Below are 17,631 nucleotides of genomic sequence, written 5' to 3'. Positions count from 1 at the left end.
AACGGGAAAGGTGCTGCACGCGTGCGTGCCGGACAAGCGTCCCCAAGAGGGCCTGTCCGGCACGCGGGTGGGGTCATTCGGAGGTATTGCCGGGGGCATGCGACGATGTGCGGCATGCCGCAGCAACCCCCCGTTCGGAGCAGCCCCCCGCGGCCGCAGCGTCCGGACGCCTCCATGTCGTTGATCACCAACGTCATGGACCACAGTCTCGACGTCGGGTATGCCGAGGCTGCCGCCCGCAAGAAGGCCCAGGGCGAGGGCGGCCTGCCCAAGACCCTCAGAGCGAAGCTGGGCTTGGCCGCCGGCCTCGTCCTCGCGGCGCTGGTGGTGACCGTCGGAGCGGCACAGGCGCGTGTGGCGGCGCCCGTGGTGGCCAAGGAGCGACAGGAACTGATCGACCGCATCGACAGCGAAACCTCGGACGCCGACAAACTGGAAAGCGCCGTCGACACGCTGCGCGACGACGTCAGCGACCGGCAGCGAGCGGCGTTGAAGTCGAGCGGAGGCAGCGCCGGGGCGGACCTGGTGGGCATGTTGTCGGGTGCCACCGCGGTGCACGGGCCCGGCGTCAAGCTTGTCGTGAACGACGCCAAGGAAGCCAGCACTGGCGGCGACGGGACCAACCCGCGGGAGACATCGGGGTTCTCCGACACCGGCCGGGTGCGTGACCGTGACATGCAGCGCGTGGTCAACGGGCTGTGGGCCTCCGGGGCCGAGGCCGTGTCCATCAACGGGCAGCGGCTGACCTCTCTCTCCGCGATCAGGGCCGCCGGTGACGCGATACTGGTCGACAACAAACCACTCGTGCCGCCGTACACGGTGCTGGCGGTGGGGGACGGGGAGAGGTTGAGTACCAGGTTCCAGAACAGCGCCGACGGGCTCTATCTGCATGCCCTGGAAGAGAACTACGGCATCCGCGCCACCATCTCCACGGAGAGTGACGTCCGGTTGCCCGCCGCACCGAGTGTGATCATACGTACAGCACAGCCGACGGCCGAGAAGGCCGTGAAGAGCGAGAAGGGCACATCGTGATCGCCGTACTGGGCCTCGTCGTGGGAATCGTGGCCGGCCTGTTGGTCAGGCCCGAGGTTCCAGCAGCCGTCGAGCCTTACCTGCCGATCGCCGTCGTTGCTGCCCTGGACGCCGTGTTCGGCGGTCTGCGGGCCATGCTCGATGGCATCTTCGACGACAAGGTCTTCGTGGTGTCGTTCCTGTCGAATGTGGTTGTCGCCGCCCTGATCGTGTTCCTGGGCGACAAGTTGGGGGTGGGCGCGCAGTTGTCCACGGGGGTCGTCGTGGTTCTGGGCATCCGGATCTTCTCCAACGCCGCGGCGATCCGGCGGCACGTGTTCCGGGCGTGAGGCGATGAGCGACCAGAACGGCCGGACCACCGGCCAGAGCAGCCAGAACGATCCGAACAACCTGAACGGCCCGAAGAGCATCAATGGCCCCAAAGTCCTGAAGGGCCCGGGGAACGAGGCCGACCAGAGCCGGTCGAGCGGTGCGGACGCCTTGAGCGGGCAGGGCGGCTCGGGTGATCGCAGTGCGCGCGACGGACATCCGGGGAACGGGCTGCGCAAGGAACTGCCGGCGGAGGTACCCGTTCCGGCCCCCGATGTCGGGCAGAAGGTCGGGAATCAGCCCCAGGAGCCGCTGACGGGCCGGCAGCGACTCGTCAAGGGTCTCTGGCCACCGCGACTCACCCGGGCCCAACTCATCGTCGCCCTATTGTTGTTCGGCCTCGGCTTCGGGCTCGCCGTTCAGGTGGCGTCGAACAGCGACAGCGACAATGCGCTGCGTGGAGCACGGCAGGAAGATCTCGTTCGCATCCTCGATGAACTGGATTCGCGTACGGAGCGTCTTCAGGACGAGAAGCAGGGGCTCGAAAAGCAGCGCCAGGAGTTGCAGAGCAGCTCCGACCGGGCCGCAGAGGCGCGCAAGCAGACGACGCAGAAGGAGAGGCAACTCGGCATCCTGGCGGGCACCGTGGCGGCTCAGGGGCCCGGCATCACCATGACGATCGAGGACACGAAGGGGACGGTCCAGGCGGACATGCTGCTCGATGCGGTCCAGGAACTGCGCGCGGCCGGCGCGGAGGCGATCGAGGTCAACGGGGTCCGGGTGGTGGCGAGCACGTACCTGGCGGACTCGGGCAAGGGCGTGACCGTCGACGGGAACAAGATCACTGCTCCTTATCGTTTCAAGGTCATCGGAAAGCCGCAGGACCTGGAGCCGGCACTGAACATCCCCGGAGGCGTGGTGCAGACGCTGGAGAAGGAGCAGGCCACGGTGGCCGTCGAGCGTTCGGACAAGATCGTCGTGGACGCCTTGCGGCAGGCGAAGCGGCCTGACTACGCTCGGTCGTCCTCCCAGTGAACCGGTGGTGCATGGGGGACATCCGGCAGGGGCATGAGGTTGCGGGGGGTCGCCGCACCGAAGGGGTGGTGCGTGATGGAAACTGTCTGGTGGATACGGACGTTGTGAGAACGTCCGGCTCGGCCGGTGTAGGCAATCAGGGTTCGTCCTGCCCCACGGGCGGGTCTGTTTCGGTCAAGGGGAATCGCCCGTGAAGTTGTTTGCGAAGTTGTTCGGCAAGAGCGCGCGAGAAGGCAGCGACAACGCGACCGCTCGCCACCGCGCACAGCCTGACGCGGAGGGCCAGCGCCCGCTGTTCCGGGACCAGGTCACTGGTCCGGGCGGTGACATTTCCGGTGGTCAGGGTGCGGCGTCTGTTGACCCTGCCCAGTCCGGCGGCATAGGTTTCGGGCAACCGTCAACCTCAGGTACGGGTGGAGGGTTCACCTCCGGCCCGTACGCGTCCAACGCCCCGGCGGGGCAGCCGCGGCAGGAGGATCCGTCCATGTCGGTCCTGGTGTGTACGAGGTGCGGTAACCGCAACGCGGAGAACGCCCGCTTCTGCTCCCACTGCGGTGCGCCCCTGCGTCCCGGAGTGGCGCCCGAGCGCGCCTCCGAGACGACGTCCACGATCTCGATCTCCGGGCTTGAGGCCTACGACGCGGAGGTAACCGGCCAGACGCCTCTGCCGATGCTCTCCCCGGAGGCGCAGGCCGCGGTGGATGCGCTGCCGCTGGGATCGGCGCTGCTGGTGGTGCGCCGAGGGCCGAATTCGGGTAGCCGCTTCCTGTTGGACAGCGACCTGACGACGGCTGGCCGCCATCCGCAGAGCGACATCTTCCTGGACGACGTCACTGTCTCGCGTCGGCACGTGGAGTTCCGGCGCTCCCCGGACGGCTCGTTCACCGTGGCTGACGTGGGCAGCCTGAACGGCACGTACGTCAACCGTGAGCGGATCGACCAGGTCGCTCTGTCGAACGGGGACGAGGTGCAGATCGGCAAGTACCGGCTGGTGTTCTACGCAAGCAGGCAGGGCATCTGAGCCGCCCCCGGACGCGGTCCGGGGGGACCCCCAGGGAAGGTCCATGCTTCAAACACCGAGCGGCGGTGCCGGAAGCGGTACCGCCGCCAGGGACAGTGGGCTGATGAGCATCGGCACGGTGTTGAACGTGCTGCGCGACGAGTTCCCCGAAGTCACCATCTCCAAGATCCGTTTCCTGGAGTCGGAGGGCCTGGTCGAGCCGCAGCGGACTCCGTCCGGGTACCGCAAGTTCAGCGCCGAGGACGTCGAGCGTCTCGGTCACGTCCTGCGGATGCAGCGGGACCACTACCTGCCCCTCAAGGTGATCCGCGAGCACCTGGACGCCATGGAGCGGGGTGAGGCCGTCCCGCTGCCCGTGGTGGGACGCCAGCGCGCCTCGGACGACTTCCCGGAATCACCCGCCGGGCCCGCAGTGGCCCGGATCGGACGGGCGGAGCTGCTGGCGGCGGCGGACATCGACGAAGGCGAGCTGAAGGAGTGGGAGTCCTACGGGCTCATCGCTCCCCTGGCGGACGGGGTCTACGACGTCGAGACCGTCACGGTCGCCTCCCTCGTCGCCGAGCTGGGCCGCTTCGGGATCGAGCCGCGCCACCTGCGGGTGATGAAGGCCGCCGCCGACCGCGAGGCGGGTCTCGTCGATCAGATCGTGGCCCCCCTCAGACGCCATCGCAACCCACAGACCAGGGCGCATGCCGAAGCCCGTGCCAAGGAGCTGGCCGTGCTCACCGTGCGATTGCACACGGCCCTGGTGACGACTGCCCTCGGGGTGCGGCTGCCCTGACACCGAGGGCCCCGGGGCGGCCAGATCGGGCACCTGTTCCCGGCCCGACTACCCAAACGTCCCGACCACGGCCTAGGGTTGCTGTGTGAACGAGCTCGATGTCGTAGGTGTCCGGGTCGAAATGCCCTCCAACCAACCGATCGTGCTCCTGCGAGAAGTGGGAGGCGACCGTTACCTCCCCATCTGGATCGGGCCGGGGGAGGCGACGGCCATCGCTTTCGCCCAACAGGGCATGGCCCCCGCGCGACCGCTGACCCACGACCTGTTCAAGGACGTGCTGGAGGCCGTCGGCCAGGAGCTGACCGAAGTACGCATCACGGACCTGCGTGAAGGGGTCTTCTACGCGGAGCTCGTCTTCGCCAGCGGAGTCGAGGTCAGCGCCCGTCCCTCCGATGCCATAGCGCTTGCCCTGCGCACCGGAACGCCGATCTACGGCAGCGACACGGTCCTGGACGATGCGGGTATCGCGATTCCCGACGAGCAGGAGGACGAGGTGGAGAAGTTCCGTGAGTTCCTCGACCAGATCTCGCCCGAGGACTTCGGGACCAGCAGCCAGTGAGCACCAGGAGCCGGTGAGGGGCCGGCCCGCCGGATTCAGTCCGCGGGCGGGAAACCGGCCGTGCCCGACGGGTCGGGTGGGCAATTGCCACCGTCCATTGAGAGCGTCCTACGGCTCCCGGCGAGCGCATTCAGCTAGCCTTTCCCCGCGGTGGGGCACGGAAAACCACTCCTTGGGTGATTGTCACTCGGCGTGCCGAGTGTGGCGATCGTTGACGCACCCCTGGTGACTGCCTACCGTCGAGAAGGCAGGTCAAGGACGGAGGTCGGCGTGAGAACCAGCGGCGACGGTACGGCTGGGGGTGCCCCCGAACCCGGTTTCGGGGAGAGCGGTCCGTACCCGGCCCAGAGCTCTCGGTCACGTCAGAGCGGGGGGTACCCCCAACCCAGCGGCGCGGCCGGTCATGCTCCGCAGCGGCCGAGGGCGGTGCCGGACGGCGGAGGGGCGGCGGCGATGACGTCCGAGCAGATCGGCTACCGCGGGCCCACTGCCTGCGCGGCCGCCGGTATCACCTACCGGCAACTTGACTACTGGGCCCGCACCGGCCTGGTCGAGCCGAGCGTGCGCCCGGCCTACGGGTCGGGAACGCAACGGTTGTACAGCTTCCGGGACGTCGTCGTCCTGAAGATTGTCAAGCGGTTCCTGGACACCGGGGTCTCGCTCCAGAACATCCGCAGCGCGGTCCAGCACCTCAGAGAACGCGGTTTCCGGGACCTGGAGCGGATGACCTTGATGAGCGATGGCGCCACCGTGTACGAGTGCACCTCGCCGGACGAGGTGCACGCCCTGCTCCAGGGCGGTCAGGGTGTCTTCGGGATCGCGGTGGGCGTGGTGTGGCGGGACGTAGAAAGCGCGCTCTCCCAGCTGCACGGAGAACGCATCGACACGGGCGAGACGCTCGTCGGCCACAACCCCGCTGACGAACTGGCGCGCCGCCGCAACCGGGCGGTCTGACCGCCGGCCCACGATTCGGCACCCTCCGGCGCCACCGCATTGTCAGTGCCGTGGTGCAGCATCGTAGGTGTGAGAACCGCGCCCACGATCCTGCATCTCGACATGGATGCCTTCTTCGCCTCGGTGGAGCAGGCGTCCAAGCCGAGTCTGCGGGGAAAGGCGGTCGTCGTGGGCGGGCTCGGACCGCGCGGAGTAGTGGCGACCGCGTCGTACGAGGCGCGGATCTTCGGGGTCCATTCCGCGATGCCCACGGCCCAGGCGCGCCGGTTGGCACCCCATGCCGCGTACCTGGTGCCGCGCTTCGGTCTGTACCGGTCGGTCAGCGAGCAGGTGATGGGGCTGTTGCGGGAGCTGTCACCGTTGGTGGAGCCGCTCAGCCTGGACGAGGCGTTCGTCGATCTGGAGGCCGGTGGATCGGCCTGGGACGGGGAATCGGCGCGACTGGCCGGGTCGAAACTGCGTGCGGACATCCGGGCCGCCACGGGTCTCACCGGATCGGTGGGGCTGGCTGCCTCCAAGATGCTCGCGAAGATCGCCTCCGAGCAGGCCAAACCGGATGGTCTGGTGCTCGTCGAGCCGGGCACGGAGCAAGCGCTGCTGGGGCCGATGCCGGTGCGCACCCTGCCGGGAGTCGGGCCGGCTACCGGGGATCATCTGCGCAGAGCCGGAATCACCACGGTCGAGGAGCTGGCCGAGGCCGGCGAGGACGAACTCGTGCGGTTGCTCGGCAAGGCGCACGGGCACGCGTTGTCCGCCATGGCCCTGGCGCGCGACCAGCGGCCCGTGGTGGCCGAGCGGGAGACCAAATCGGTCTCGGTCGAGGACACCTACGACGTGGACATCCATGATCGGGTGCGGGTGGGTATCGAAGTGCAGCGTCTCGCCGACCGGTGCGTGGGGCGGCTGCGCGGGGCCGGGCTGTCAGGGCGGACCATCGTGCTGAAGGTTCGGCGATACGACTTCTCTACGCTCACCCGCTCCGAGACGCTCAGGGGGCCCACGGACGATCCGGCGGTCGTCCGGGAGGCAGCGGCCCGGTTGCTGGAGGCCGTGGACACCACGGGCGGGGTCCGGCTGCTCGGTGTCGGTGTCACCGGGCTCGCCGACTACACGCAGGAGGACCTGTTCGCGCAGGCGGCGGGCGAGCGGGCGGCAGGGGACCCTGTCGCGGAGGCCGTTCCCGAGGCTGTGGCGGAGCAGCCGGAGACCACCGAACGACTCTGGCGCGCCGGGCAGGACGTACGGCACGCCGAGCACGGGTACGGCTGGGTGCAGGGCAGTGGCCTGGGCCGGGTCACCGTGCGCTTCGAGACGCCCCAGTCGGATCCCGGGCGGGTGCGTACCTTCCGGGGGGACGATCCGGATCTTGAACCGGCGGATCCGCTGCCGCTGGTGCCGGGGCCGCCGGAACGGGACTGCGCCGCGTCAGACGGGGCTCAGCCCTCCTCGGTGCCCGCGAGCCTGCCGAAGTCGTGGTCCGAGAGCCTGGGGGGCGAGGCCACGTCGAGGCCGTAGTGGTGGTAGAGCTGCAATTCCTGCTCGGGGGAGAGATGGCGGCCCACGCCGAAGTCCGGGGCGTCCTTGATGAGGGCACGGTCGAACGGGACGTGCAGGGTGCCTTCGACGAGCTCGCTCGGCTCCAGGGGAACGAACGCGTCCCGGGAGAACAGGCCGGTGCGTACGGCGGCCCACTCGGGCACGCCGGTCGCGTCGTCGAGGTACACCTCGTCGATGGTGCCGATCTTGGTGCCATCGCGGTCGAACGCCTTGCGGCCGATCAGGCTGCGCGGATCGATGTCGGTCTGCACGGTCCCTCTCCCTCCACGTGGTCGCAAATCATCCGTAAGCACTACAAAAGAGCACATTTGGCGAGGCGGCCACTCGAAGGTCCGGACGTTGACCTCGCTGGTAGGCTGGCAGCGGCTGCTGACCCCGTGCGGGAGAGTCCTCCGACCACCTCGGAGGCGCCGAAGGAGCAAATCCTCCCCGGAATCTCTCAGGCTCATGTACCGCACGGACGAGGTCACTCTGGAAAGCAGGGCGGGTGTCGACGGCTTCCGCTCTCACCGACGGTGAAAACCGGCGTCCACGGGCGTCCGGTGAAGCTCTCAGGTTGAGATGACAGAGGGGGAGGCCGTCGGGGCACCCGCGCCGTGGTGCCCCTCGAAGGTCGCGTCAGACCAGGAGGCCTCCGCAATGACCGCCCATCGCATTCCGCTCTCCGAGCTCGAAACGGGCATTCCCTTCGAGCAGCGCCACATCGGGCCCGACCAGGAGGCACGGGCCAAGATGCTCGCGCAGGTCGGTTACGGCTCGCTCGACGAACTGACCGCCGCCGCGGTTCCGGACGTGATCAAGAACGCCGACGCGCTGGACCTGCCGGGCGCCCGCACCGAGACCGAGGTGCTCGCTGAGCTCCGCTCGCTCGCCGACCGCAACCAGGTCCTCGGATCCATGATCGGTCTTGGCTACTACGGCACCTTCACACCGCCGGTCATCCTGCGCAACGTCATGGAGAACCCGGCCTGGTACACGGCCTACACGCCGTACCAGCCGGAGATCTCCCAGGGCCGCCTGGAGGCCCTGCTGAACTTCCAGACCGTGGTCGCCGATCTCACCGGCCTGCCCACCTCCGGAGCCTCCCTGCTGGACGAGGGCACGGCCGCCGCCGAGGCGATGGCGCTGTCCCGGCGCATGGGCAAGAACAAGAAGGGCCTGTTCCTGGTCGACGCGGACGCGCTGCCGCAGACCATCGCCGTCATCGAGACGCGCGCCGAGCCGACCGGCGTCGAGGTCGTCGTCGCCGACCTCTCCGCGGGGATCCCGGCCGCGATCGCCGAGCGCGGGATCAACGGCGTGCTGATCCAATACCCGGGTGCGTCGGGAGCCGTACGTGACGTCAAGCCGGTCATCGATCAGGCGCACGAGCTCGGAGCCCTGGTCACCGTCGCCGCCGACCTGCTCGCGCTGACCCTGCTGACCTCGCCGGGTGAGTTGGGGGCCGACATCGCCGTCGGCTCAACCCAGCGCTTCGGCGTGCCGATGGGCTTCGGTGGTCCGCACGCCGGATACATGGCCGTGCACGAGAAGTTCGCGCGCAGCTTGCCGGGCCGTCTGGTGGGTGTCTCCGTCGACGCTGACGGGCACAAGGCCTACCGACTGGCCCTGCAGACCCGTGAGCAGCACATCCGCCGTGAGAAGGCCACGAGCAACATCTGTACCGCGCAGGTGCTGCTGGCCGTCATGGCCGGCATGTACGCCGTCTACCACGGACCGGAGGGCCTGCGGGCCATCGCACGGCGTACCCACCGCTACGCTGCGATCCTCACCGAGGGCCTCAGGGCGGGCGGCGTCGAGATCGTCCACGGTGCGTTCTTCGACACGGTGACCGCACGTGTGCCCGGCAGGGCCGCCGGGATCGTCGCCGCCGCCCGGGACGGCGGGGTCAACCTGCGCCTGGTCGACGCCGACCATGTCTCCATGGCCTGCGACGAGACCAGCACCCGGACCCAGCTGGCCACGGTCTGGTCCGCCTTCGGCGTCGAGGCCGACGTCGACGCGCTGGACGCGACCGCCGAGGACGCCCTGCCGACGGCGCTCCTGCGCACCGACGACTACCTGACCCACCCGGTCTTCCACCAGTACCGTTCCGAGACCGCGATGCTGCGCTACCTGCGTCGGCTGGCCGACCGCGACTACGCGCTCGACCGCGGCATGATCCCGCTGGGCTCCTGCACCATGAAGCTCAACGCGACCACGGAGATGGAGCCGGTCACCTGGCCCGAGTTCGGGCAGCTGCACCCCTTCGCGCCCGCCGAGCAGGCCGCGGGTTACCTCACCCTCATCCACGAGTTGGAGGAACGCCTCGCCGAGGTCACCGGCTACGACAAGGTTTCCCTGCAGCCGAACGCCGGCTCGCAGGGCGAGCTGGCCGGTCTGCTGGCCGTACGCGGCTACCACCGGGCCAACGGGGACGATCAGCGCACCGTCTGCCTGATCCCCTCCTCCGCGCACGGCACCAACGCCGCGAGTGCCGTGATGGCCGGCATGAAGGTCGTCGTCGTCAAGACCGCCGACGACGGCGAGATCGATGTCGAGGACTTGCGTGCCAAGATCGAGCAGTACCGCGACGAACTGGCGGTGCTGATGATCACCTACCCCTCCACGCACGGCGTCTTCGAGGAGCATGTCGCCGACATCTGCGCCCGGGTGCACGAGGCCGGCGGCCAGGTCTACGTCGACGGCGCCAACCTCAACGCGCTGGTCGGGCTGGCCAAGCCGGGCCACTTCGGCGGTGACGTCTCCCACCTGAACCTGCACAAGACCTTCTGCATCCCGCACGGCGGCGGTGGTCCCGGCGTCGGTCCGGTGGCGGTCCGCGCACATCTGGCGCCGCACCTGCCGAATCACCCGCTCCAGCCGGCCGCGGGCCCAAAGACGGGCGTCGGCCCGGTCTCGGCGGCGCCGTGGGGCAGTGCAGGCATCCTGCCCATCTCCTGGGCGTACGTCCGCCTGATGGGCGGGGAGGGACTGAAGCGGGCCACGCAGGTGGCGGTGCTGTCGGCGAACTACATCGCCAAGCGCCTGGAGCCGCACTACCCGGTCCTCTACACCGGCCCGGGGGGACTGGTCGCACACGAGTGCATCATCGATCTGCGCCCGCTGACCAAGGCGACCGGTGTGAGTGTGGACGACGTGGCCAAGCGGTTGATCGACTACGGCTTCCACGCGCCGACCATGTCCTTCCCGGTGGCCGGCACCCTGATGATCGAACCGACCGAGTCGGAGGACATCGCCGAGCTGGACCGTTTCTGTGAAGCGATGATCGCGATTCGTGCGGAGATCGAGAAGGTCGGCTCCGGGGAGTGGCAGGCGGAGGACAACCCGCTGCGCGGTGCGCCGCACACCGCCGCCACCCTCGGTGGCGCATGGACGCACGCCTACAGCCGTGAGGAGGCGGTCTTCCCGGCTGGTGTCTCGGCCGCCGACAAGTACTGGCCGCCGGTGCGTCGCATCGACCAGGCGTTCGGTGACCGCAACCTGGTGTGCTCCTGCCCGCCGCTGGACGCGTACGAGGACTGAGCGAGTCCTGGCTCAGGCCCCGCCCGGTCGTCGTCGACCTCCAGGCGGGGCCTTTCGCCCTCTGCGCTCACGGCGGGTGTCCACGGCGCGCTGCGGCGGCCCACGCCAGGGCCCGGCGGACTATGGCGTCGTCGTGTCCGGTGCCGTAGCCAGTGACACCTCGGTGGATTTGATCAGAGCGACCACGGAGGAGCCCGCCGTCAGGCCGAGGTCGGCGACCGCCTCGTTGGTGATGGCCGCGGTGAGTCCGCCGCCGTCGACAGTGATCCCGACGCAGGCCATGGCGGCTCCGGTGGTGAGGGCGGTGACCGTGCCGGGGAGCTGGTTGCGGATGGACAGGCCCCCAATCCGGCTGGTCGCGAGGGAGACCTCCGTGGACTTCACCAGGGCACGGACGGGCGTGCCGGGGGTCAGAGCGAGGTCCTCTGCGGCCTCCCGGGTGATGGCGGCCGTCAGGTCCTGCCCGCCGTCCAGGCGCAGCCTGATGGTGGCCATGGCCTCGCCCGGACGCACGGCGGTGACGGTGCCGGGGAGCTGGTTGCGGATGCTCAAGGTCATGGGCACCCACCGTAGAGTGCCGATGCGCTCAGGCCGGGTACGCGTGGGTCTGAGTCGCCTTGACCGTCGCCCAGACCGCCGCACCGGGGTGCAGGTCGAGTTCGGCGGCGGCGACCGTGGTGAGGTCTGCCGCCAGCGGGAACCGGCCGGTCAGGTCCGCGCGGACCTGGTCCCCGTGGCTCTCCAGGCCGGCGACCTCGCAGCGCCACAGGTTGCGGGCGCTGGCACCCGTGGGCCGGTCCCCGAACAGGGTCACGGCGGACGGCGGGAACGCCACGAAGACCGGACCCGACAGGTCTTCCGTGGTCGTGATCGAGGGTCCGGCGTCGAGTCGAACCACGTGTCCGTCGGCCCGCCCCCGGTAGAGGTTGAGCCCGACGAGCTGGGCGATGTAGTCGGTGCGGGGCCGTCTGGCGATGTCGGAGGGGGCGCCCTCCTGGACGACGTGGCCGTGCTCGACGACCACCAGCCGGTCCGCGAGCACCATGGCGTCCAACGGGTCGTGCGTGACCAGGACGGCGACCGCTTCGAACTCGGCCAGGTGGCGGCGGAGCTGGGCGCGGACCTCCAGGCGGGTGCGTGCGTCCAGGGCTGCGAGCGGCTCGTCCAGGAGCAGCAGCCGGGGCCGGGTGGCCAGGGCGCGGGCAACGGCCACCCGCTGGGCCTGTCCTCCGGACAGGTGCCGGGGCTTGGTGTCGGCGTGGTCGGCGAGGCCCATGCGCTCCAGCCAGGCGGCGGCCTGGGCACGGGCTGCGGTCTTGCCCGCGCCGCGGCAGCGGGGACCGAAGGCCACGTTGTCCAGCGCGGACAGATGCGGAAACAGCAGGTAGTCCTGGAAGACCACGCCGACCGGGCGGGATTCGGGGGGAACGTGCTCCAGGGAGGTGCCGTCCAGGCGCAGGTGGCCCTCGGAGAGCGGGATGAGCCCGGCGAGCGCACGCAGGGCGGTGGTCTTGCCGGCGCCGTTGGGGCCCAGCAACGCGACCACGTCGCCAGGGGCGGCGGTCAGGGAGACGTCCAACTGGAACGCGTCTCGTTCCACGACGAGCCGTGCACTCAGACCCGGCCCGCCCACTGCCGTCGGGCCGGACAGCGAAGTGGCGGCGCCGGTCGGGCGGAGGGCATCCGTCGGTTTCACCGGCTTCGATGCTTCCGGCACGGTCACGCTCCCGTCATCCAGCGGTCCCGCAGCCCCGCCAGCACCGCGATGGAAACGACCAGCAGCACCAGACTGAGCGAGACGGCGGCCTCGGGGTCGTTCTGCAGGGCGAGATAGACCGCGAGGGGCATGGTCCGGGTACGCCCGGGGAAGTTGCCGGCGAAGGTGATGGTCGCGCCGAACTCGCCGAGCGCACGGGCCCAGGCCAGTACTGCGCCCGCCGCGATGCCGGGTGCGATCATCGGCAACGTGACCCGGCGGAACGCGGTGAAGCGGGACGCACCGAGCGTGGTCGCCGCCTCCTCGTAGCGCGGATCGGCGGCCCGCAGAGTGCCTTCGACACTGATGACCAGGAACGGCATCGCGACGAACGCCTCCGCGATCACCACTGCGGTGGTGGTGAACGGCAGGGTGATCCCGAACCAGGCGTCGAGCCACCGCCCGATGATGCCGTTGCGGCCCAGGGCCAGCAGCAGAGCCACCCCCCCGACGACCGGAGGCAGGACCAGGGGCAGGGTCACCAAGGCCCGTACCAGGCCGCGGCCGGGGAAATCGGTGCGCGCCAGCAGCCAGGCCAGTGGCACGCCCAATGCGATGCTCACGGCGGTTGCCGCGGTGGCACTGACCAGCGACAGCTGGAGTGCCTGCCACACCTCCGGGCTGGTCAGCAGGTGCGGAAGGCTGCGCCACGGCGCACGGACCAGCAGTGCCAGCAGGGGCAACAGCAGGAACGCCAGGGCCAGCAGACCCGGCACCAGCAGCGGAAACGGTGCTCCGCGCCGGCCTTCCGGGGCACCGCGGCCGCGTCGCGTTCGACCTGTGCGGGGGCCGGCCGCGGCACCGGGCTCGTGAAGGGTGGTCATGGCGTGAGGAATCCGGACTGGTTGAGGATCTTCCGGCCCTCGGCGGACCGCACCAGGGTGATGAAGGCCTTGGCGGCCCGAGTGTTCTGGGCGTTCTTCAGCAGGGCGATGGGGTAGTCGTTGATCGCCTTCGACGACTCGGCGAACTCCACGCCCTCCACCCCGTCACCGGCGGCCTTCACATCGGTCCGGTACACCACCGCCGCATCGGCTTCCTTCAGTTCCACCTTGGTCAGAGCTCCCTTGACGTCCTGCTCGTAGGAGACCGGGGTGAGCTTGAGCCCGCTCGCGTCGAGGGCCTTCTGTGCGGCCGCGCCGCAGGGCACGGTCTTGTCGCACAGGACCACCTTCAGACCGGACCTGGTGAGGTCCTTCAAGGAGGACACCCCGTGCGGGTTGCCCGGCACAGTGGCGATCTCCAGTTGGTTGCGTACGAAGGTGACCGGGGTGCCGATCGTGTCCTTCTTGCCCGTCACCATCGCCATGGTCCGGGGGCTGGCCGCGGCGAACACGTCCGCCGGGGCACCGCTGGTGATGTTCGCGGCAAGGGTGTCGCTGCCCGCGAAGTCGAGGCTCACCCGGGTGCCCGGGTGCTGTTTCTCGAACTCCTTGCCCAGGGCCGTGAAGCTCTCCGTGAGGGAGGCCGCCGCGAACACCGTGACCGTACCGGACAGCCGCGCGGACGCCGGCTCCTCCGGCTTCCCCGCAGTGCCGGAGGAGCCGGCGGACGAGGAGCAGGCGCCGAGTGCCATCAGGAGGGCGGACCCCGCACCCGTCAGCTGCAGCATCCGCCGGGTCCGGCGCATGGAACGGATCAACACGGATCTACTCCCTCGGGCTCTGCGGGAGGACGCTGGCGCCCTGACCGGCCGGGCACCCCCCCTGGGGCGATAATACTGCCGCATCTGCAAGGTGTAAGTCCCCTGTCACATTGCATGAGCCACTGCTCTCACGCATGTAGCTTGCATGTGCGTTTCTACGGGGTCCCGGGCGAGGACGGTGCCATCGGGGGAAGGGCACGGCTGCCGACTGGCAGGTGCCGGGCGGTCGCGCCCCGCCGGAGCGAGGCAGGGGGGCGGGCACGGAGCGGGCGGTACGGCGGAGACGGCGCCGACTGGTGTCGGGCGCCGGAGGTGCTGCTGCGCCGGTGACGGACGGTGCGGGGAGTGGGTCAGACGCGATCGATGTGCACGTTGGTGGACTTCACGCGCGCGGTGGCCTCCATACCGACCTCCAGGCCCAGTTCCTCGACCGCTTCCCGGGTCAGTAGGGAGACCAGCCGGTGCGGACCCGCCTGGATCTCCACCTGGGCGGCCACGTCGCCGAGCTTGATCGCGGTGACGATGCCGGGGAAGGCGTTGCGCACGGAGGTGTAGGGGGCGTCCTCCTCGCCGCCACCCGCCTTCGCCAGTTCGACCGAGAAGGCGGCGAGGTCCCTGCCGTCGATGAGACGCCGCCCGGCCTCGTCGCGGTGGGTGGTCACCCGGCCGGCGTCGGCCCAGCGGCGCGCGGTGTCCGGGCTCACGCCGAGCAGCCGCGCTGCCTGACCGATCGTGTAGGACTGCATGCCGGTCACGATAGGGCCACCGTGCGGGAAACGCGGACGTGGGGCTGACCGTTGGGCGCAATGCGATGGAGCGCATCTGCGACGGCCGCCCCGCGAGGGGGCCTTGGGTTTGGCCATACGGCCTTTCGCCGCTTGTTGGCCGGGGAGGGTGATGCCGCCAGCCGGGGTGCAGGCTGTGGACCCGGTGCGGGGCCGGCTCCGGTACTGCCGGAGTGTCGCTCCGTCCCACGCCCTCGCTCGTACGGTCGTCCCCCTGTTTCTCCCCCCGTCGCCCCCTCCCTCCGTGCCACTCTTCCCCACTGCGGCTACAAGCCCCGCGTGTCCATCCGTAGGTGCCAGGCGTTGCGCCGGTGCACGGCCAGCAGTTCGGACTCCAACGGGGAGGGGGGCACCGCCAGGACCGGACAGACGGCGTGGGCCAGGCAGTGCCGGGAGACTCGGCCCGAGAAGGCACGTTGCAGGCCCCGTCGTCCCGCGCCGACGACCAGGAGGTCGTCCTCCCGGTCGGCGGTCGCCACCAGTGCCCGGCCCGGCGGGCCGCGCACGATGACGGCCTGCATCGGCACCCCGGGGCCCCCGGCTCCGAAGATCTCGCCGAGCACGAAGGCCAGCCGCTGTCTGGCCAGCCGTTGCCACTCTTCGACCAGTGGACCGGTGGCGGGGGATCGCCGCCCGGCGGGATCGCCGCCCGGCGGTTCCCAGGCCAGCACCGGCCAAAGCTCGGCTCCCAGGTGGCGGGCCAACGCGGTGGCCCGCAGCAGGGCCGTGACACTGCCCAGGGAACCGCTCACGCCGACCACCACCCGAGCGGTCGCCGAGGCGTCGTAACCGGACATCACTCCACCGTTCCTCATGGGCCACGCGCGGCTTCCGCGGACCAGTCCGCGGCAACCCTCCTATCCATCCCACGCCCGTGCGGGCGATCCGACCAGCCGGCGGGACGCGCTCTGACCGTTTCCGTCGGATTCCCGAGGGAGCCGCCACCAGCCGAGCCCCCCGAGCCGCCCGGAGGCTCCCGGGCCGGTGTCGGCGCTCGTGACACGGCCCGCGCCCGCCACGTACCCGCTCCTGCCCTCTGCTCGGGCGCGCCCGCCGCGGCCTTGTCGTCGGCCTCCCGAAGGCTGAGCCGCGAGGTGCGGACGCCCTCCAGGCGCTGGGGTGAGGTCCGGCTACGCTCGGTAGCCGGACCGGGACACGCATCGGGGCCGGTGCGCACCCGACGGGTGCGCACCGGCCCCTCAGGTCGGTTGTGCGGCGCTCAGGCGGCGGTCATCACCAGCTCCGCACCGAGCGGACGGTGCGGAGCGATGATCCGACCGTCGGGGAGGAGCTCGCCGGTGTCCTCGAAGAGCAGGACGCCGTTGCACAGCAGGCTCCACCCCTGCTCCGGGTGGTGCGCCACGAGACGCGCGGACTCCCGGTCGGCGGACTCGGCTGGTGGGCACGGCGGCTGATGCTGGCACATGGGCGGGATCTTTCGCTCTGTCGTGGTCATGTCTCTCCCCCCGTGGCGGTAAGTCGGTCGGAACCCAGTGTTGCCCTTGGGGCGCCATTCCGCAGGGATTTCGCGGCACCGCTTCTCACAGGTTCAGGACGCATCACCCGCGCGTACGGTTCAATCCAACTGCACTGTCTTTTCGGGTGGTTCGCAGTGACCGGATAGGGCTAGTCCGAGTGGTACGGATTGCATTGCGGCTCTTAGGAGCGGGGAATTGCTCGTACGAGCGCAGTGCCGGTCGGTGTCGGGTGCTCGCTTTCCGGTAGTGCTACGTCTCCGATGTGGTCGACATATGCCGACCGAATAAACGGGCGCGCCCTGCTTCCCTTGCGGGCGGCGGGGCGCGCGGACGTTGTTCAGGCAGGTGAACCGAGCAGTCGGACGGGAGTTGCCCGGTGGGTCAGCACCGGGAGCAACTCGGTGACCCGGAAGGGACGGTGTGTTGAGATGCCGGGCGGTGCCGGGGCCAGCGGGACGAGCAGATCGGTGGCGGCCGGGTGGCCCTCGGTGCCGTCGGTGGCGCAGTCGCCGTGCAGCCACAAGGTGAGCATGTACAGGCCGGGAACGGACAGCAGCCGTGCCTGGTAGGGCTGTTGCAGCGCCTCGGCCTGTTGCAGCGCGCGCTCCGTGGAGGTGACGTAGGGACCCTCGAAGAAGTGGGAGAAGGTCCAACCGTCGGCGGTGAGCATGGTGTCGGCCGCAGCCACTGCCCGGTCCCCGCAGCGGATCAGGAAGCGCCAGCCGGCCAGCCGGGTCGCGGACAGTCCCGGTGCGGTGATCCGGTCCAGCACGTGGACGGGCAGGGGGAGTTCAGGTGTCACCGGGCCTTGTGCGGAGCGCAGAGAAGGGGTGCGGGCCTCGCGGACCGCAGTAGGGGAACCGAGGGCGGTCAGGACGGAGCGTAGGGCAGGCGCGGGTGCAGGGGGCACGTGCAGCGGCATGTGGGTCGCCTCTCATTCGACAGGCGCGACGGCGCGAGGAGGGTTGGGGCGGACGGCGCTGTCTGCTCACGGAAGGCCTGAGGGGTTGGGGCCCGAGGTCAGTGAACAAGGGTGCGGCTCGGCCTGTCGCCTGTCGTGGTGGCGACAGGAGCATGGCAGGAACCAGGGCCGAGGGCGCCAACCTTCTGCCTTGTGGGCGAAGTTTATATGACGTTTGTTCGGCCGTTGATTCGCCTATCTCGTTGCCGCGAGCCGCGCAAGGCGCAAATGGG

18 protein-coding genes and 1 riboswitch are annotated in these 17,631 nt (G+C 70.0%); of the genes, 9 read left to right on the top strand and 9 right to left on the bottom strand.

Annotated features, from left to right (window positions below):
- Positions 1–174 precede the first annotated feature (174 nt).
- From LK06_RS03655 to LK06_RS03620, 8 genes are all read left to right on the top strand, one after another.
- Positions 175–1,032 carry a DUF881 domain-containing protein gene (locus LK06_RS03655; protein ID WP_043406757.1) on the top strand — a complete coding sequence of 286 codons (858 nt, stop codon included), beginning with the start codon at positions 175–177 and terminating at the stop codon, positions 1,030–1,032.
- Positions 1,029–1,361 carry a small basic family protein gene (locus LK06_RS03650; protein WP_039654173.1) on the top strand — a complete coding sequence of 111 codons (333 nt, stop codon included), beginning with the start codon at positions 1,029–1,031 and terminating at the stop codon, positions 1,359–1,361. The genes LK06_RS03655 and LK06_RS03650 overlap by 4 nt, the downstream gene beginning before the upstream one ends.
- Before the next feature lie 151 nt (positions 1,362–1,512).
- Entirely contained in the window at positions 1,513–2,376 is an 864-nt protein-coding gene (locus LK06_RS03645; RefSeq protein ID WP_039654203.1) for a DUF881 domain-containing protein, read from the top strand.
- 190 nt (positions 2,377–2,566) lie between these two features.
- On the top strand, positions 2,567–3,397 hold the full coding sequence (locus tag LK06_RS03640; RefSeq protein ID WP_199806319.1) for a zinc-ribbon and FHA domain-containing protein: 831 nt from the start codon (positions 2,567–2,569) through the stop codon (positions 3,395–3,397).
- Positions 3,398–3,440: 43 nt separating this feature from the next.
- Positions 3,441–4,178 carry a transcriptional regulator FtsR gene (ftsR, locus tag LK06_RS03635; RefSeq protein WP_039654171.1) on the top strand — a complete coding sequence of 246 codons (738 nt, stop codon included), beginning with the start codon at positions 3,441–3,443 and terminating at the stop codon, positions 4,176–4,178.
- An 85-nt stretch (positions 4,179–4,263) separates the two neighbouring features.
- Positions 4,264–4,737: a bifunctional nuclease family protein gene (locus tag LK06_RS03630; protein ID WP_026253112.1), complete on the top strand. Its 474-nt coding sequence runs from the start codon at positions 4,264–4,266 to the stop codon at positions 4,735–4,737.
- 270 nt (positions 4,738–5,007) lie between these two features.
- Positions 5,008–5,691: a MerR family transcriptional regulator gene (locus LK06_RS03625; protein ID WP_078859106.1), complete on the top strand. Its 684-nt coding sequence runs from the start codon at positions 5,008–5,010 to the stop codon at positions 5,689–5,691.
- 69 nt (positions 5,692–5,760) lie between these two features.
- A complete protein-coding gene (locus LK06_RS03620; protein ID WP_039654169.1) occupies positions 5,761–7,206 on the top strand; it encodes a DNA polymerase IV in 1,446 nt (481 codons plus the stop codon).
- Here the strand turns inward: LK06_RS03620 and LK06_RS03615 are convergent.
- Positions 7,128–7,499 carry a PRC-barrel domain-containing protein gene (locus LK06_RS03615; RefSeq protein ID WP_039654168.1) on the bottom strand — a complete coding sequence of 124 codons (372 nt, stop codon included), beginning with the start codon at positions 7,497–7,499 and terminating at the stop codon, positions 7,128–7,130. The two genes, LK06_RS03620 and LK06_RS03615, sit on opposite strands and share 79 nt — an antisense overlap.
- Before the next feature lie 119 nt (positions 7,500–7,618).
- A riboswitch (glycine riboswitch) is annotated at positions 7,619–7,713 on the top strand.
- A 174-nt stretch (positions 7,714–7,887) separates the two neighbouring features.
- On the opposite strand from LK06_RS03615, the gene gcvP reads away from it, so the two are divergent.
- The gene (gene gcvP / locus LK06_RS03610) at positions 7,888–10,773 is read left to right on the top strand and encodes an aminomethyl-transferring glycine dehydrogenase (RefSeq protein WP_043406761.1); all 2,886 of its coding nucleotides are present in this window, start codon (positions 7,888–7,890) and stop codon (positions 10,771–10,773) included.
- A gap of 120 nt (positions 10,774–10,893) precedes the next feature.
- Here the strand turns inward: gcvP and LK06_RS03605 are convergent, their stop codons facing one another.
- From LK06_RS03605 to LK06_RS03570, 8 genes are all read right to left on the bottom strand, one after another.
- Positions 10,894–11,331: a TOBE domain-containing protein gene (locus LK06_RS03605; protein ID WP_039654166.1), complete on the bottom strand. Its 438-nt coding sequence runs from the start codon at positions 11,329–11,331 to the stop codon at positions 10,894–10,896.
- Between the two features lie 28 nt (positions 11,332–11,359).
- On the bottom strand, positions 11,360–12,424 hold the full coding sequence (locus tag LK06_RS03600; protein WP_039654202.1) for an ABC transporter ATP-binding protein: 1,065 nt from the start codon (positions 12,422–12,424) through the stop codon (positions 11,360–11,362).
- A gap of 68 nt (positions 12,425–12,492) precedes the next feature.
- Complete coding sequence (locus LK06_RS03595; protein ID WP_039654165.1) at positions 12,493–13,353, bottom strand: ABC transporter permease; 861 nt, start codon at positions 13,351–13,353, stop codon at positions 12,493–12,495.
- A complete protein-coding gene (gene modA, locus LK06_RS03590) occupies positions 13,350–14,171 on the bottom strand; it encodes a molybdate ABC transporter substrate-binding protein (protein WP_234367580.1) in 822 nt (273 codons plus the stop codon). The genes LK06_RS03595 and modA overlap by 4 nt, the downstream gene beginning before the upstream one ends.
- Positions 14,172–14,524: 353 nt before the next feature.
- Positions 14,525–14,920 carry a TOBE domain-containing protein gene (locus LK06_RS03585; protein ID WP_039654201.1) on the bottom strand — a complete coding sequence of 132 codons (396 nt, stop codon included), beginning with the start codon at positions 14,918–14,920 and terminating at the stop codon, positions 14,525–14,527.
- Positions 14,921–15,225: 305 nt separating this feature from the next.
- Complete coding sequence (locus LK06_RS03580; RefSeq protein ID WP_039654163.1) at positions 15,226–15,756, bottom strand: universal stress protein; 531 nt, start codon at positions 15,754–15,756, stop codon at positions 15,226–15,228.
- Between the two features lie 422 nt (positions 15,757–16,178).
- Positions 16,179–16,385, bottom strand: a complete 207-nt coding sequence (locus LK06_RS03575; protein ID WP_039654162.1) for a DUF5999 family protein — start codon at positions 16,383–16,385, stop codon at positions 16,179–16,181.
- Between the two features lie 389 nt (positions 16,386–16,774).
- The gene (locus LK06_RS03570; protein WP_039654161.1) at positions 16,775–17,359 is read right to left on the bottom strand and encodes a hypothetical protein; all 585 of its coding nucleotides are present in this window, start codon (positions 17,357–17,359) and stop codon (positions 16,775–16,777) included.
- Between the last annotated feature and the right edge of the window lie 272 nt (positions 17,360–17,631).

The organism is Streptomyces pluripotens (assembly GCF_000802245.2).
GTDB classification, from domain to species: domain Bacteria; phylum Actinomycetota; class Actinomycetes; order Streptomycetales; family Streptomycetaceae; genus Streptomyces; species Streptomyces pluripotens.
The sequence above is the reverse complement of the archived record's forward strand: the minus strand, read 5'-3'. Positions and strand labels throughout refer to the sequence as shown.